Below are 14,895 nucleotides of genomic sequence, written 5' to 3' on the forward strand. Positions count from 1 at the left end.
CGAGGCCGCACGCCGCCCACCGCCGCCAAGGAGGCCTTCACCGGTCCACCAGCGTGACCTCCTTCAGGGGCTTGAGCACGCTGGAGGGGGTCATGCCAAAGGTCTGCCGGAACATGCGGCTGAAATGCGCCGAATCGGAGAACGCGCCCTGCAGCGCAGCATCCGTCAGCCGGGGGCTGACCGCGAGGTTCGCCATGGCCAGCCGCACCTGCGACCACACCTGGTAGCGGCGCAGGCTGACGCCCATCTCCGCCCGGAACAGGTGGTTGAAGCGCGAGGCCGACAGCTGCACGGACGACGCTAGCCCCTCGCGCGCCCACCGCCCGTCCCGGGGGCTTCGCAGGGCCTGCAGGCTGCGCGCCACGCGCGGATCCAGGGGCGCCGCCGCATGCCCGCCCCCGCACCGCAGCAGGGCCTGCAGATCGAACCGGCGCAGGTAAGCGTCCATGGCGCTGCGCGAGCCCACGGCCCTGGCCGCGTCGAGGACCACGCCATCGTGCTGCTGGAACGGGCCCCGCAGACCCCGCGCCTCGGGAGAGTCGGGCTCCAGGTACATCAGCGCCACGTGCTCTCCGCAGGGGTCGAACACATGTTCCACCCCGGCGGCCACCAGCGCGCTGTGGCACGTCTCCACCCGCCCCGGCTGCCAGTGCAAGGCAAAGCGCCCCGACAGGCCGATGAGCAGCACCGGCGACGCATGGCAGTGCCAGCCCGTGGAGGGAAGGTCGCCCAGATACAGCGCACGGTCGGCGCCCAAGGTCAGTGTGTTCCGTGCTGGCATGCGCATAGCCCAAACATACAAGTTTTCTCGCACGGTTCCCGATAGCCTTCGCCATCCCCGTCCATGCCCCCCCATTCCAATGCCCCCGCGCGGGCAGGACAGGCATGCGCCGGCCCACCCACGACAACCTCTGGAGACCCCTCCTTGAAACGCATTGTCCTTGCTGCCGTGGCAGCTTTCGCGCTCGCCGCCACGGCGCTGTACCACGGTGCCCCCTCGCTGTTCACGGAGCCCTTGCTCGCGCTCAATCGCAGCCTGTCGGGCCTGGAGGAAAAGATCGTCGACGCCGCGATGCACCAGATCCACTACCTGGACAGCGGCGCCACGCCAGGGCCCCCGGCGCAGGGCGCCACCAGTTCCCCCCGCGTTCCGGTCGTCCTCTTGCACGGCATCTTTGCCGAGAAGGACCACTGGGTGGAGTTCGCCCGCCCGCTCACAGCCACCCACCGGGTGATCGCGCCAGACCTGCCGGGGTTCGGAGAAAGCACGCGCCGCGAGGACCAGGCCTATGACTACGCCGCCCACACCGAACGCCTGCGCAGCCTGCTCGATGCACTGGGCATTGAAAAGGCCCATCTGGCAGGCAACTCCATGGGGGGCACGATCGCGGCGCTGTTCGCCGCCGCACACCCCGAGCGCGTGGCGAGCGTGGCCTTCATCGGAGCACCACACGGCATCCGTTCACCGCAACCCAGCGCCATGGACCACCTCATCGACAGCGGGCAGCGCCCGCTCGTGGCGCACGACCCCGCGGCGTTCGACGCCATGATGGCGCTGGTGTTCGAGAAACGCCCTTTCCTGCCGTATCCCATCCTGCACGCCACGCAGCAGGACGCGCTGCGCAACGCGGCATCCAATGCGCGGCTCTGGGATGCACAGCTCAAGGACCGCTATCTGCTGCAGGAAAAGCTCGCCGCCCTCGAGCAGCACCCCACTCTGGTCCTGTGGGGCGAAAGCGACCGCGTCTTCCACCCCTCCGGCATGCGGCCCCTGAAGGCGGCCCTGCCGGGAGCACAGGTGGAGGCACTGCGCGGGGTGGGCCACCTGCCGATGATGGAAGCGCCCCGGGACACGGCGCTGCGGTATGCGGAATTCCTGCGACACCCCGGGGCGCGGCCCTCCCGTTCCATGCCAGAAAAATCCCATTGAATCGACCCCTGGCGCTCTCCTGAAAAGCGCCGGAAGCTATCAAATATATAGCAAACTCCCGCCCGGGAGACGGTTCACCCCGGGTGGAAGCCGGGTGGGTCAGCCCCGGCGCGGCTTGCGCCCCTTGCCCTTGCCGGACTTGCTGCCGGCCGCGGCCTTTTTCACCGAGGCCTTGAGCTCCTGGATGGGCGAGCGGGCCGCGCGCTCACGCGTGAGCGATGCGAGTTCGGTGCTGGACGCCTCGGGCGCGGGGCCACGCTTGCGGGCTGCCGGGCGGCCCCCCGCCTTGCGCGCGCCGCCGGGGCCGTCGGAGGCAACGCCCTTGTCCTTGAGCGCGCGGCCGAGCAGCTCCTCCCCCTCGCGCACCAGGCGGAAGTCGATCTTGCGGCCATCGAGGTCCACGCGGCTGACCTGCACCCGCACCCGCGCGCCGATGGCGTAGCGGATGCCGGTGCGCTCGCCGCGCAGCTCCTGGCGCGCCTCGTCGAACTTGAAGTACTCGCCACCCAGCTCGGTGATGTGCACCAGGCCTTCGACGTACATCGCGTCGAGCGTGACGAAGATGCCGAAGCTCGTCGCCGCGCTGACCACGCCGCTGTACTCCTCGCCCAGGTGCTCGCGCATGTACTTGCACTTGAGCCAGGCTTCCACGTCGCGGCTGGCCTCGTCGGCACGGCGCTCGTTGGCGCTGCAGTGCAGGCCCGCGGCCTCCCAGGCCTGCGTATCGCGGCTCGGCGGCTTCACGTCCTTGCGCGGCTTGGTGCCGGGCGCCGCCACGCGGGCGGCCAGGCGCTTGGCCAGCTTGGCGTGGGCCTCGCCCGGCGTCGGCAGCGACGGCAGCGCGTATTTGGTCTTGCCCAGGATGGCCTTGATGACCCGGTGCACCAGCAGGTCGGGATAGCGCCGGATGGGGCTGGTGAAGTGCGTGTAGGCCTCGAACGCCAGGCCGAAGTGGCCGCTGTTGACGGGCGTGTAGATGGCCTGCTGCATGGAGCGCAGCAGCATGGTGTGGATCTGCTGCGCGTCCGGCCGGTCCTTGGTGGCCTCGGCGATGGCCTGGAACTCGGCGGGCTTGGGATCGTCGCCGATGGTCATGCCCACGGCCATGGCCTTGAGGTAGTTGCGCAGGATTTCCTGCTTCTCGGGCGTGGGGCCTTCGTGCACGCGGAACAGGCCGGGCTGGCCGCCCTGCGCGATGAAGTCGGCGCTGCACACGTTGGCGGCCAGCATGGCCTCTTCGATGAGCTTGTGCGCATCGTTGCGGGTGCGCGGCACGATCTTCTCGATGCGGCCGTTCTCGTCGCAGATGATCTGCGTCTCGGTGGTCTCGAAGTCCACCGCGCCACGCTGCTGGCGCGCCACCAGCAGGGCGCGGTACACGTCATGCAGGTTGAGCAGGTCCTTCACGCGGTCCTTGCGCTTGCTGGCCTCGGGCCCGCGCGTGTTGGCCAGAATGGCCGCCACCTCGGTGTACGTGAACCGCGCATGGCTGAACATCACGGCCGGGTAGAACTGGTAGGCATGCACCTCGCCCTTGGCGGTGACCAGCATGTCGCAGACCATGCACAGACGCTCGACCTCGGGGTTGAGCGAGCACAGGCCGTTGGAAAGCTTCTCGGGCAGCATAGGGATCACGCGGCGCGGGAAGTAGACGCTGGTGGCGCGGTCATAGGCATCGATGTCGATGGCGCTGCCGGTCTCCACGTAGTGGCTCACGTCGGCGATGGCCACCAGCAGGCGCCAGCCCTTGGCGCGACCGACCTTGGCGGGCTCGCAGTACACGGCGTCATCGAAATCGCGCGCGTCCTCGCCGTCGATGGTGACCAGGGGCACGTCGGTCAGGTCCACGCGGCGCTTCTTGTCCTGCGCGCGCACCTTGTCGGGCAGTTCCTTGGCCTGGGCCAGGCACTCGGCCGAGAACTCGTGCGGCACGCCGTACTTGCGCACCGCGATCTCGATCTCCATGCCGGGGTCATCCACCTCGCCGAGCACTTCGGTGATGCGGCCCACGGGCTGGCCGAACAGGGCCGGCGGCTCGGTCAATTCGACCACGACCACCTGGCCGGGCTTGGCGGCGCCGGTGGCACCCTTGGGGATCAGTACATCCTGCCCGTAGCGCTTGTCCTCGGGCGCCACCAGCCACACGCCGCTTTCCTGCAGCAGGCGGCCGATGATGGGCTGGGGCGGGCGCTCGATGATCTCGACCACGCGGCCCTCGGGGCGGCCGCGCCGGTCCTGGCGCACGATGCGCACGCGCACACGGTCCTTGTGCAGGACAGCGCGCATTTCGTTGGGGGGGATATAGATGTCGCCTTCGCCATCGTCGCGGATGACAAAACCGTGTCCGTCACGGTGCCCCTGCACGCTGCCTTCAATTTCGTCCGACAGATGCGCGGACTGCGCGCCGGGGGTGGTTTTTTTGATATACAATCTTAGTCTTTCCTGAAATGCCCAGGTGGCGGAATTGGTAGACGCACTAGTTTCAGGTACTAGCGAGTAACATCGTGGAGGTTCGAGTCCTCTCCTGGGCACCAAGTTTAACGAGAACCTGTGAAGGTTTTCAAAATATCGAAGCCGCTGTGAATACAGCGGCTTTTTTATTTCCCGCCTCCATGCCCCGACGCCGCTTCCCGAGACGCTGGCGGAATGAATTTAAAAAAATCTTCATCCACTCGCCAGAAGCCGCAATTACTTGTTCTATAATTCGAGGCTGATCTGAAAGCCCAGGTGGCGGAATTGGTAGACGCACTAGTTTCAGGTACTAGCGAGTAACATCGTGGAGGTTCGAGTCCTCTCCTGGGCACCAAACAATAAAAAAGCCGTTGCAACCGCAACGGCTTTTTTTATTCCTGCCCCGCCCTCGACAGGCGGGCAACGGGCGGCTCTTCGTGGCCATCAATGCCCTGCGCAGTCCACGCTCCGGACAAGCCCTCCCCGGCCCTGCTCAAAGATCAGGTATCAACCGCTTGCCCAATGAAAACGCCTCGTCGCGCGCATAGCCGAGGGCATCGTAGAAATGCAGGACCCGGGCATTGCTGGTGCGCACCAGCACATTGACCTTGGGACACCCGAGCCGCAGCAAGCGCAGCTCCACCTCCGCCATGAGACGGCGCCCCAGCGCCAGCCGCTGATGCCCCGGTGCCACCGCGAGGTAGTACACGGAGCCCCGGTGGCCGTCATAGCCCGCCATGGCGGTGCCCACGAGCCGTTCCGCCATGCCGTCTCGCGCCGGCACCACCGCCACCAGAAAAAGTTCTGGCTGCACCAGAAGCTTGCGGGCGATGTCCTTGTGAGGATCGTTCCAGGGGCGGACAAGCCCGCAGTCGTGCCACAGCGCCACCGCGGCAGCCTCATCGGCCGCCCCGAAAGGCCGGATGTGCACCGGCAACCCGCCAGCCATCGCTTCTTTGGCCCTCTTACTTGCGCAGCAGTGCCTTGAGCGCGTTCTGAAGGCGGCGCGCATTGGCCGCGTCGCTGGCGCTGGCCAGCACGCGGGCCGCGTCCTGCCCCCAGGTCTGCGCTGGCGCGGGATCGTTGCGGCGCGTGAGCAGTTGCAGCTGCAGCATGCGCCGGGCGGCGATGTGCTCCGCGGGCGTGGGCGCCTCTGCGGCCATCTCCAGGCGCAGCAGCGCTTCCGAGGCATCGCCCTTCGGCGCCGCCGACAGGGCCTGCGCCCAGGCGTTGCGCACCGATGCAGTCACACCCGCTCCGAGATCCTGCGTACTGGGCACCAGGCCCGCGTCGCGCTTTTCCCACGCGGTCAGCAATTGCGTCAGCGCCTCGCCGTGGGCTTGCGCCGCCAGTTTTTTCAGAGCCAGCTGGGCATGCTCCATGGCGTCGCGCTGCGCGCGGAAAGCGGTGTCTCCCAGGCGCGGGCCCCGGTCTTCCTGCGCAGGACGGTCGCCGAAACGGCCACCCCGGTCATTGCGGTCGCCAAAACGGCCGTCTGGACGCGGGCCGCCACGGCCGGCATCACGGTCGCCAGGGCGGCCATCCCTGCGGTCGCCGGGGCGCGCACCACGGCCCGGCGCAGCAGGCGCATCCTTCTTCATGCCCGGCCGGTCGTCACCGCGCACGGCCACCACGGGCCGCGCCACGGGCTTGGGTGCCACGGGCGCCGGTGCGCAAGCCACCGGCTCCGCCTCCACACCCTCGGCCACCGGATCCGCCGGAGCTTCCGAAGCGGATTCAGCCGCCATGGCGGACTGGCTCTGCTCGTCCTTCTGCGCCGAGGCCACGGCCTGCGCGGCCTGCGCCTGACCGCGCAGCGCGGCCTCCAGCGCCTGCATGGCAGAGCGGATCTGCTGCGCATCCCCCGTCGCATTGGCGGCTTCCAGGGACTTGGAGGCCTCCAGCACCACGCGGTCGCGGGCGCTCAATTCGGTGACTGCGCGCTCACGGTCTGCGGACTTGCGGTTGAAAGCCTCGTCGATGGGCTTGCGGAACGCGTCCCACAGCTTTTGCTCGTGCTTGCGGTCCAGCGGCACCGTCTGCGCCTCGGCCTGCCAGCGCTGCTGGAGCGCCTTGACCGCATCGATGCGCAGCGCGGGCGCAGCCCCCAATGCGGTGGCTTCGTCGATCATGGCGTGGCGACGCGCCAGGCTCTCCTTCTGGGCTGCTTCCAGCGGGGCCGCCGCCGAGGCGATGGCCTGCTTCCACAAGGGCTGCAGCTCGGCAAAGATCTTCTCGCCCACATGACCACCTTCGCGCCAGCGGTCGCCAAACTGGTGGAGCGCGCGGTTGATGGCCTTCCAGTCACCCGACGCCGCGTGCGCTTGCGACCATGCCTTGAGCTCCTCGATCAGTGCCAGGCGCTGCGCCTTGTGCTCGGCAGCCTCCGTGCGGATCTTGTCCAGCCAGGCCTCGACCACCTTGTGGGCCGCGTTGCAGGCTTCATCGAATTTTTTCCACAGCGCATGGTTGGGTGCGCCCCCCTGGTCCGCCTGCTTCCATTGGTCGCGCAGGTTGCGCAGGATTTCCTGCATCTTGCGGCCACCCAGGGCCTGGCCTTCAGGACGGTTGAGCAAGGCCTCGGCCTTGGCCACCAGGTCCTCGCGCACCTGGTCGGCACTCCAGCGCTGCCAGCCCTCCAGCTCGCCAGCCGCCACCAGGGCCGCGTGCACCTGCTGCTCCAGGGCATTGTCGATGTGCTTTCCATGCACCTTGAGCACGGCGCGCAGCGCGGCTGCAGCACCCGCGCTGGCCTTGCCATGGCCTTCGGCGGTTTCCTTTTCGAGGACGGCCAGGGCTTCGCGCACGCTTTGCGCGGCCTTCTCGATCACTTCAGGAGCCGCCTTGGGCTTGGCCGCACGCGCGGGCTTGGCCGCGGCCGCCGCAGCAGCGGCCTCCGTGGGCAGGCCGCGCGCGGCGCGCAGCTCGTCGGCCCATACGGGCACGGGCGGCAGTGCAGCGCTGGCATCGGCCGCGGCCGCCACGGCCTGGGCCACGGCAGGCTGGAAAGCCTCCCACACCACCAGCAACTGGGTGCGCGACGCATCGAGCAGCGCAGGAAAGCGCGCTTCCACGCTCGCCCAGCTGGCATCGCTGGTGAGTTCCTGTGCCTGCTCCTGCCAGCGGGCCACATCGGCACGCAGGAGTTCAAGCGCCGCCTGCGCATCGCGCCAGGGCTTGGTGGAAAGCACTTCAATGCGCTGGGCCAGCAGCACGGCGGCCTCCCGCTGCACCTGCACGCGATGCTGCAGGTCTTCGATCACTTTCACACGGTCCGCGACCTGCACCTTGAGCAGCGACAACGGCTCGCGCGACAGCGGCGCACCGGCCTTGGCCGCATCGCGCTGCCAGGCCATGGCATCGGCGATATTGAGCTTGGGGGCCGCAAGAAGGGCCTGCGCCTTTTCCGCCCACTCGGCGGCGATGGCCTCCTGCCCCTTGGCGCGGCGGATTTCGTCAAGGCGCTCTCGCACCGCGCGGGCTGCGCCCTTGTCACGGCCGCTCAACTCCTTGAAGACCTCCTGCAACTGCTCCGGGGCAGGCTGCGTGGCCAGCCAGTCGCGGATGCGGGAGGCGCGCTCACCAGAGGTGGCGGCAGAAAAGGCGCCGCCGGTCAACGCATCAAGCGGATGCGGCTCATGGGTTTTGGCCGGGGCCGGATTCACTTCAGGTGCGTCGGACATTTTGCTGCGGGAAAAAAATGGAAACATGGATCCAATGGATAACAAAGGCTCCCCCAGGCGCATTGCCTGGAGGCCCGCCCTGGCAACCGCACTGCACGCGCGCCAAGGCAACAAGGAGACTATTTTCACCGGGTTCGGCCAACAGACCGCAGCATGGCGCTGCGCCAAACCCCGAGGGTGATCTGGCACAAGGCTTTGCCAGACGGGCTGACATGCTGCGACCCCCGCAAGGGGCATCGCCCGCGACTCCGGGCGAACTGTCGCCGCTCTAGGGAACAGCCCCCATTATCTATATATAAGCGCCGCTAGCCCAGACAGCCCGCCAGCACAAACAAGAAAGCCCGGCGGACAGTGCCTCAAGGCCTGCCTGCCGGGCTTGACGGCTGACACAACGGTCTTTGCCATCGGTCGCAAATGCGGAGATGAAGGTCCACACTGCGAGGAGGCAAGGTATTGCCTCCAGGGGGTGCCTTGGAATCCTCATCTGCTGCACCAGGACACTGAATGCCTTTGGAGGGAGACTTGGTTTCGTCTGGCGATGCCTGAAATCAACAGGCAACTGAACCTTACCAAAGTAGTTGCCGCAGTTCAAACTGGATTCTCAATGGCGAAAAGTCCACCGATTGAATTTGACATGAGCTTGTAACAACCCGCCTGAGGCCACAGGCCCCAAACGTCCGCCAGCACCCCAAAAACTGTGATTTTCTACATATTTTTTATAACTTATTAGTCTTATGATTCAATTCATTAGTATTGACTAAGCATTTAGTGACCTCCTAGAATCCGCCAGCCCCAAAAACAGGCTAGTAAAAACCCCAACCCGCTGCCGAACCCGGCTAAGTCAAACCAGGCCCAAAGCACCCCAGAGATGTGCGGCCCACTTGATGGCGTACCAATCCAGGCGACCCGCTGAGACGGGACAGTCACCGATGACTGCCCAGGCTCAGTGCGGCGCTTCAGAAAGGAAGAGCTATGACAGCGTCAGGAAAAATAGTCTCCGGCGTGCGGACCTTCGTGGCCGACGTGACCGAAGGTTTTCTTGAAATCACCCACAACAGCTTCGCCCTCATCGGCCTGGCTGTGGCCTTTGTCGTGATCACCCTCACGGCCCGCCCGGACCTGCGCCAGGCAGGCGAAGCGCAATTGATGAACTGGCTGCAGGCCCGCCAGGTGGAAGTGCTTGGCATGCCCATCGAGCCGGAGGCCAGCGAGCGCGCCACGGCGGGCAATCCCAAGGACCTGCCCAAGGAGCAGGCCGCCGTCGCGTTCTGGCTCAGCAAGAAGTACCGCGTTGCCCCCGAGCCGCTGAGCGTGCTGGTGGCAGAGGCCTATGAAATTGGCGCGAAGTCCAAGATCGATCCCACGCTGATCCTGGCCATCATGGCCATCGAGTCGAGCTTCAACCCGTTTGCGCAAAGCGCGGTGGGCGCCCAGGGGTTGATGCAGGTGATGACCAACGTGCATACCGACAAGTACCAGAACTTCGGGGGGCACTTTGCGGCCTTCGATCCCGTGAGCAACCTGCGCGTGGGCGTGAAGGTCCTGCAGGAATGCATTTCGCGCGCGGGTTCCGTGGAGGGCGGGCTGCGCTTTTACGTGGGCGCCGGCAACCTGGCCGACGACGGCGGCTATGCCGCCAAGGTGATGGCCGAGCATTTCCGCCTGCGCCAGGTGGCCGGCGGCCGCTCCATGCCCACCGCGCCGCCGCCCACGCTGTCCACCCAGGCACCCGCCCAGATCATCCCGGTGTCTGCGCCGCCCGCGACGCCAGCGGCGGTGGCGGCCGACAAGGTAGCCCTGCTGACGGGGCTCTGAGCCGATCCTGTGCCGCCGGCCGGGGCGCCATGACCCCGGGGCGCACGGCACTTCGCGCGATGCGACACAGGTTGCGCATGCCACGTCAGCTACACTAGCGGGGTACGCGACTGGCGATAGGCGCGGCATCCCGCACACAGGGTGCTGCCGCTGACGTGGAAACCAGCAAGGGCTTGCCCCTTGTGAACCACTGGGAAGCGTGCCGCACGGGGTTCATCCCTTCTGCGTTCAGCCGTTCGCCTGGGCAGCCCTTGTTTCAAGGGACACAAGTTCATAGGACTGCCAATCATGTACGACCGCAATATTCTTGTCGAACAAACCGACCCCGAGCTCTTTGCCGCCATCCAGGCTGAAAACGCCCGGCAAGAGCACCACATCGAGCTGATCGCCAGCGAGAACTACGCCTCCCCCGCGGTGATGTGGGCGCAGGGCACGCAGCTGACCAACAAGTACGCCGAAGGCTATCCCGGCAAGCGCTACTACGGTGGCTGCGAGCACGTGGACGTGGCCGAGCAGCTGGCCATCGACCGCGTCAAGCAGATCTTCGGTGCCGAGGCCGCCAACGTGCAGCCCCACTGCGGCGCATCCGCCAACGAGGCCGTGTTCCTCGCGTTCCTCAAGCCCGGCGACACCATCATGGGCATGAGCCTGGCCGAAGGCGGCCACCTCACCCACGGCATGCCGCTGAACATGTCGGGCAAGTGGTTCAACGTGGTCTCCTACGGCCTCGATGCCAACGAAGCTCTGGACTACGACGCCATGGAGAAGAAGGCGCACGAAACCCGCCCCAAGCTCATCATCGCCGGTGCCTCGGCCTACAGCCTGCACATCGACTTCGCACGCTTTGCCAAGGTGGCCAAGGACGTGGGCGCGATCTTCATGGTGGACATGGCCCACTACGCCGGCCTGATCGCCGCGGGTGTGTACCCCAACCCCGTGCCGCATGCCGACGTGGTCACCAGCACCACGCACAAGAGCCTGCGCGGCCCCCGTGGCGGCATCATCCTGATGAAGGCCGAGCACGAGAAGGCCATCAACAGCGCCATCTTCCCCGGCCTGCAAGGCGGCCCGCTGATGCACGTGATCGCGGCCAAGGCCGTGGCCTTCAAGGAAGCGCTGCAGCCCGAGTTCAAGGCCTACCAGGAGCAGGTGGCCAAGAACGCCAAGGTGGTGGCCGAGACACTGACCGCGCGCGGCCTGCGCATCGTCTCCGGCGGCACGCAAAGCCACGTGATGCTGGTGGACCTGCGTGCCAAGGGCATCACGGGCAAGGAAGCCGAGGCTGTGCTGGGCGCCGCCCACATGACCATCAACAAGAACGCGATCCCCAACGACCCTGAAAAGCCGATGGTGACCAGCGGCGTGCGCATTGGCACCCCCGCCATGACCACGCGCGGCTTCAAGGAAGAAGAAGCGCGCATCACCGCCAACCTGATCGCCGATGTGCTGGACAACCCGCGCGACGAGGCCAACATCGCCGCCGTGCGCGCCAAGGTCAATGCGCTGACGGCCCGCTTCCCGGTCTACCGTTAACTTCACCGGTCAGCAGCCGCCATGAAGTGCCCCTTCTGCAGCAACCTGGAAACGCAAGTCGTCGAAACGCGGGTGTCTGAAGATGGGGTGTTCATCCGCCGCCGCCGCCAGTGCGGCGCGTGCGACAAGCGCTTCACCACCTACGAACGGCCGGAAGTGAGCTTCCCGGCCATCGTGAAGAAGGATGGCCGGCGCATCGAGTACGAACGCGCCAAGCTGCTCGCTTCCTTCAATCTGGCGCTGCGCAAGCGCCCGGTCAGCACGGACCAGATCGACAGCGCCATCGAGCGCATCGAGGAAAAGCTGCTCAACCTCGGCCAGCGCGAAGTGATCTCCAGCCGCATCGGCGAGCTGGTCATGCGCGAGCTCAAGAAGCTCGACAAGGTGGCCTACATCCGCTTTGCCAGCGTGTACCGCAGTTTCGAGGACATCGACGACTTCCGCGCGATGGTGGACGAAGTGCGCAAATAACCGCCGCGGCGCCCACGGCCCGTTTGTTGCCGGGCTGGGCTGCCCACGCACCCGCCTCCAGCCAGGCCCAGCGGCCACCTTGGCGATACGCTATCAAAAATATAGCTTTCGGCGCTTGAAGTAAAAGCGCCAGAGGCTATTTTCATGGGCAAAACACCCCCCTGGTGCACAGAAACACCGCGGCTGCCCGACAATGCCTGCGGTGAAAACCCGCCACTTCCTGCAGCTGGTGCTGCTGTCGGCCCTCTGGGGCGCTTCGTTTCTCTTCATCCGCATCGCAAGCCCGCTGCTGGGGCCCAACGTGATGGCCGCCCTGCGCATCGGACTGGGCACACTGACCCTGGTCGCCATCATGCGGGCGGCCGGCGAGCCCTGGCCGTGGCGCCACTGGCGCGAGCTGTTCGGGCTGGGCACGCTCACCGTGGCGGTGCCGTTCCTGCTGTATGCCTGGGCAGCCTTGCACCTGCCGGCGGGCTACAGCTCATTGCTCAACACGATGGCCGTTCCCTTCAGCGTGCTCGCGGCTGCGTGGATGAAGGAAGACACGCTGAGCCAGCGCAAGTGGCTGGGCTGCCTGTGCGGCTTCGCGGGCGTGGCCCTGATCGTGCAGCTCGGCCCGGTGGAGCCCACGCCGTCCCTGCTGGTCGCGGCACTGGCCTGCATCATCGCGTCGGCCTGCTACGGGGTCTCCACCACCTGGATGAAGCGAGCCACCACGCGCATGTCGCCCCTGTCGATCGCCGCAGGCATCCACGCCGCCGCGCTGGTGCTGCTGCTGCCGGGCGCCGCATGGAGCCTGCCCGAAGCCCGCTTCACCGCCGGGGCCGTGGCGGCGGTGGCGGTCATGGGCATCGCCACCTCGGGCCTGGCCTACTGGCTCAACCTGCGCGTGCTCGCCCAGGTATCCCCGGTGGCGGCGATGAGTTCCGCGTTCATGATCCCGCTGTTCGGGGTGGCCTGGGGGCATGTGTTCCTGGGCGAGGCCCTGGGCCCCGGCATGCTCTGGGGCGGAGCGCTCGTGCTGGTGGCCACCGGCCTGGTCACGGGCTTCAACCCGCTGCGCTGGCTGGGGGCACTGCGCCCGGGCAAGGAATAGCCGCCGCCGCTCAACGCACGGCGCGCGCGACGGACGTGATGCGGTTGGTAGCAGGCACGGCCACCGGACTCTGCGTGCGGAAATAGGCCTCCAGCGCGTCCAGGTCCAGCCCGCCCACCAGGCGGTCGCGCCCTTCGGTCAGCACGGTGAAGTTGTCTCCGCCGCTGTCGAGGTAGCTGCTCATCACCACGCGCACCGGCATGTCGTCGCGCAGCGCAGCACCCTGCAGCACCATCTGGCTGACGCGCTCGCCCGCCGGCCGGGACAGGTCGAACTGGTAGGCAAAGCCCGATGAGACCGACAGCACGCGGGGCCGCTGCACGGTGTTGCTGCCGCTGGCGAACTGCTGCTCCAGCACCGCCCTGATCTGCGCGCCCGTGAAGGTCTTCACGACCAGCTGGTTGCCAAAGGGCTGCACGGCAAACAGCTGCCCGTAGCGCACCAGGCCCTGCCCATCCGGCACCAGGTCGGCACGCAGCCCCCCCGGGTTCATGAAGGACAGCTGCGCCCCGCCCTGCTCCGGCGCGCGCGTGGCGTGGAGCTGCGCATCGGCGACCAGGTTGCCCAGGGCACTCTCCAGCGAGGGCGTCAGCACGCGGCGCAGGGCCGACACGGCCTGCCCCACCGGGCGCTGCGCCAGCGGTATGGCCGCCGCGCGGTAGGTGTCGACGATCTTTTGCACCGCCGGATCGGCCGGGAAGGAAGGCACGGCCGAGGTCATGGGCACGTGTCCCTGGCTGCCGGTGAAGGCCTCTCCTTGCACGATGACGTTGCGCGCCGTCTTGCGCACCACGCGGCGCGTGCGGGTGTCCACACGCAGCTGGATGTCGGTGAGCAGCGTCCCATACTGGCCTGCACTGGTCAGGAGGAAGGGCCTGGCGGGATTCACACGGGCGTAGTCGCACACGTAGGCCTGGTGCGTGTGGCCGGAGACCACCACGTCCACCGCGGGGTCCAGGCGCTCCAGGATGGGGACGATGTCGCCGGAGAGGCCCGCGCAGCTGGTCTCCTGCACCCCGGCCGTGGTGCTGCCGCCTTCATGGATGACGACCGCGATCACGTCGGCGCCCTGCGCCTTGAGCTGGGGAATCAGGGCATTGGCCGTGGCCGCCTCGTCCTCGAAGCGCAGCCCGGCCACGCCCGAGGGGCTCACCATGGTGGGCGTGGCCTGGAGCGTGAGCCCGATGACGCCCAGCGTCACCGTGGTGCCACCCTGCGTGAAGCGCTTGAGCCCCGTCGCGGGCAGCAGTGTCCGCCCGTCCTCGACGCGCACCGTGTTCGCGGCCAGGAAGCCAAAGCGGGCGCCCTTGAATGGCTGGCTGATCTGGCAGGGCTGGCGCGCCGTGAACTTCTCGCAACCTCCCTGCTGCAGGCGCAGCAGCTCGCGCCAGCCGCGGTCGAACTCATGGTTGCCCACCGCGTTGAAGTCGATCTGCATCTCGTTGACGGCCTCGATGGTGGGCTCGTCCAGGAACAGCGAGGACACCAGCGGCGACGCACCGACCATGTCGCCGGCGGACACGACCGCGTGGTGCGGCCCCCGCGCCTTGAGGGCTGCGATGGCGCTCGCGAAGTACGCCATCCCGCCCGCGGGCACCGCCACCGGTCCCGTGGGGCTTGGAACGGCATGCGCCATGCGGGGCGGCTCCATGTTGCCATGCAGGTCGTTGAAGCCGATGAGCGTGATGTCGATGTGCGCGGGTGCCGGATCGCCGGCCCATCGCGTGGCCGTGCCGCAGCCCGCTAGGAGGCCCCCGAGGACGCCCGCCGCCGCGAGCACCGCGCCGCCGCGCGCCCATCCTGAACCACGGAATGCCTGTGCCAACAACCTGCGCATGGAGAGTGCCTTGTCCAGTCCAGTAAAAAGGGCGCGCATCCCTGCACGCCCCGCAAACCACGGCGGCGAAGCGCCCGGG

The 14,895-nt window shown here is 67.4% G+C and carries 10 protein-coding genes, 2 tRNA genes and 1 riboswitch; of the genes, 7 read left to right on the forward strand and 5 right to left on the reverse strand.

What is annotated here, in order from left to right:
- Positions 1 to 37: 37 nt before the first annotated feature.
- Positions 38 to 781 (reverse strand): AraC family transcriptional regulator, encoded by a 744-nt coding sequence (locus KW843_RS24245; RefSeq protein ID WP_218297708.1) that lies wholly within the window; start codon positions 779 to 781, stop codon positions 38 to 40.
- Between the two features lie 144 nt (positions 782 to 925).
- Here KW843_RS24245 and KW843_RS24250 point away from each other — a divergent pair, with 144 nt between their 5' ends.
- Positions 926 to 1,930 (forward strand): alpha/beta fold hydrolase, encoded by a 1,005-nt coding sequence (locus KW843_RS24250; RefSeq protein ID WP_218297709.1) that lies wholly within the window; start codon positions 926 to 928, stop codon positions 1,928 to 1,930.
- Positions 1,931 to 2,029: 99 nt separating this feature from the next.
- On the opposite strand, the gene rnr is transcribed toward KW843_RS24250, so the two are convergent.
- Positions 2,030 to 4,360: a ribonuclease R gene (rnr, locus tag KW843_RS24255; protein WP_218297710.1), complete on the reverse strand. Its 2,331-nt coding sequence runs from the start codon at positions 4,358 to 4,360 to the stop codon at positions 2,030 to 2,032.
- Positions 4,361 to 4,379: 19 nt separating this feature from the next.
- Between rnr and KW843_RS24260 the strand changes: the two genes are divergently transcribed.
- Both KW843_RS24260 and KW843_RS24265 read left to right on the forward strand, forming a co-directional pair.
- Positions 4,380 to 4,464, forward strand: a tRNA-Leu gene (locus KW843_RS24260).
- A gap of 187 nt (positions 4,465 to 4,651) precedes the next feature.
- Positions 4,652 to 4,736, forward strand: a tRNA-Leu gene (locus tag KW843_RS24265).
- A 138-nt stretch (positions 4,737 to 4,874) separates the two neighbouring features.
- Here KW843_RS24265 and KW843_RS24270 read toward each other — a convergent pair.
- Together KW843_RS24270 and KW843_RS24275 are read right to left on the reverse strand one after the other, a co-directional pair.
- Positions 4,875 to 5,312, reverse strand: coding sequence for a GNAT family acetyltransferase (locus KW843_RS24270; protein ID WP_369643762.1), 438 nt, complete (start codon positions 5,310 to 5,312; stop codon positions 4,875 to 4,877).
- 34 nt (positions 5,313 to 5,346) lie between these two features.
- Positions 5,347 to 8,091 carry a DUF349 domain-containing protein gene (locus tag KW843_RS24275; RefSeq protein ID WP_218297712.1) on the reverse strand — a complete coding sequence of 915 codons (2,745 nt, stop codon included), beginning with the start codon at positions 8,089 to 8,091 and terminating at the stop codon, positions 5,347 to 5,349.
- A gap of 945 nt (positions 8,092 to 9,036) precedes the next feature.
- Between KW843_RS24275 and KW843_RS24280 the strand changes: the two genes are divergently transcribed.
- From KW843_RS24280 to KW843_RS24295, 4 genes are all read left to right on the forward strand, one after another.
- Positions 9,037 to 9,879: a lytic transglycosylase domain-containing protein gene (locus tag KW843_RS24280; protein WP_218297713.1), complete on the forward strand. Its 843-nt coding sequence runs from the start codon at positions 9,037 to 9,039 to the stop codon at positions 9,877 to 9,879.
- 96 nt (positions 9,880 to 9,975) lie between these two features.
- Positions 9,976 to 10,132, forward strand: a riboswitch (ZMP/ZTP riboswitch).
- A 35-nt stretch (positions 10,133 to 10,167) separates the two neighbouring features.
- Complete coding sequence (glyA, locus tag KW843_RS24285; RefSeq protein ID WP_218297714.1) at positions 10,168 to 11,412, forward strand: serine hydroxymethyltransferase; 1,245 nt, start codon at positions 10,168 to 10,170, stop codon at positions 11,410 to 11,412.
- Between the two features lie 21 nt (positions 11,413 to 11,433).
- Positions 11,434 to 11,883 carry a transcriptional regulator NrdR gene (gene nrdR / locus KW843_RS24290; protein WP_218297715.1) on the forward strand — a complete coding sequence of 150 codons (450 nt, stop codon included), beginning with the start codon at positions 11,434 to 11,436 and terminating at the stop codon, positions 11,881 to 11,883.
- A gap of 193 nt (positions 11,884 to 12,076) precedes the next feature.
- Entirely contained in the window at positions 12,077 to 12,979 is a 903-nt protein-coding gene (locus KW843_RS24295) for a DMT family transporter (protein WP_218297716.1), read from the forward strand.
- Positions 12,980 to 12,989: 10 nt separating this feature from the next.
- Here the strand turns inward: KW843_RS24295 and KW843_RS24300 are convergent, their stop codons facing one another.
- Positions 12,990 to 14,816 carry a bifunctional UDP-sugar hydrolase/5'-nucleotidase gene (locus KW843_RS24300; protein WP_218297717.1) on the reverse strand — a complete coding sequence of 609 codons (1,827 nt, stop codon included), beginning with the start codon at positions 14,814 to 14,816 and terminating at the stop codon, positions 12,990 to 12,992.
- Between the last annotated feature and the right edge of the window lie 79 nt (positions 14,817 to 14,895).

Origin of the sequence: Acidovorax sp. sif1233 (assembly GCF_019218755.1) — a bacterium.
Classification (GTDB): domain Bacteria; phylum Pseudomonadota; class Gammaproteobacteria; order Burkholderiales; family Burkholderiaceae_C; genus Acidovorax.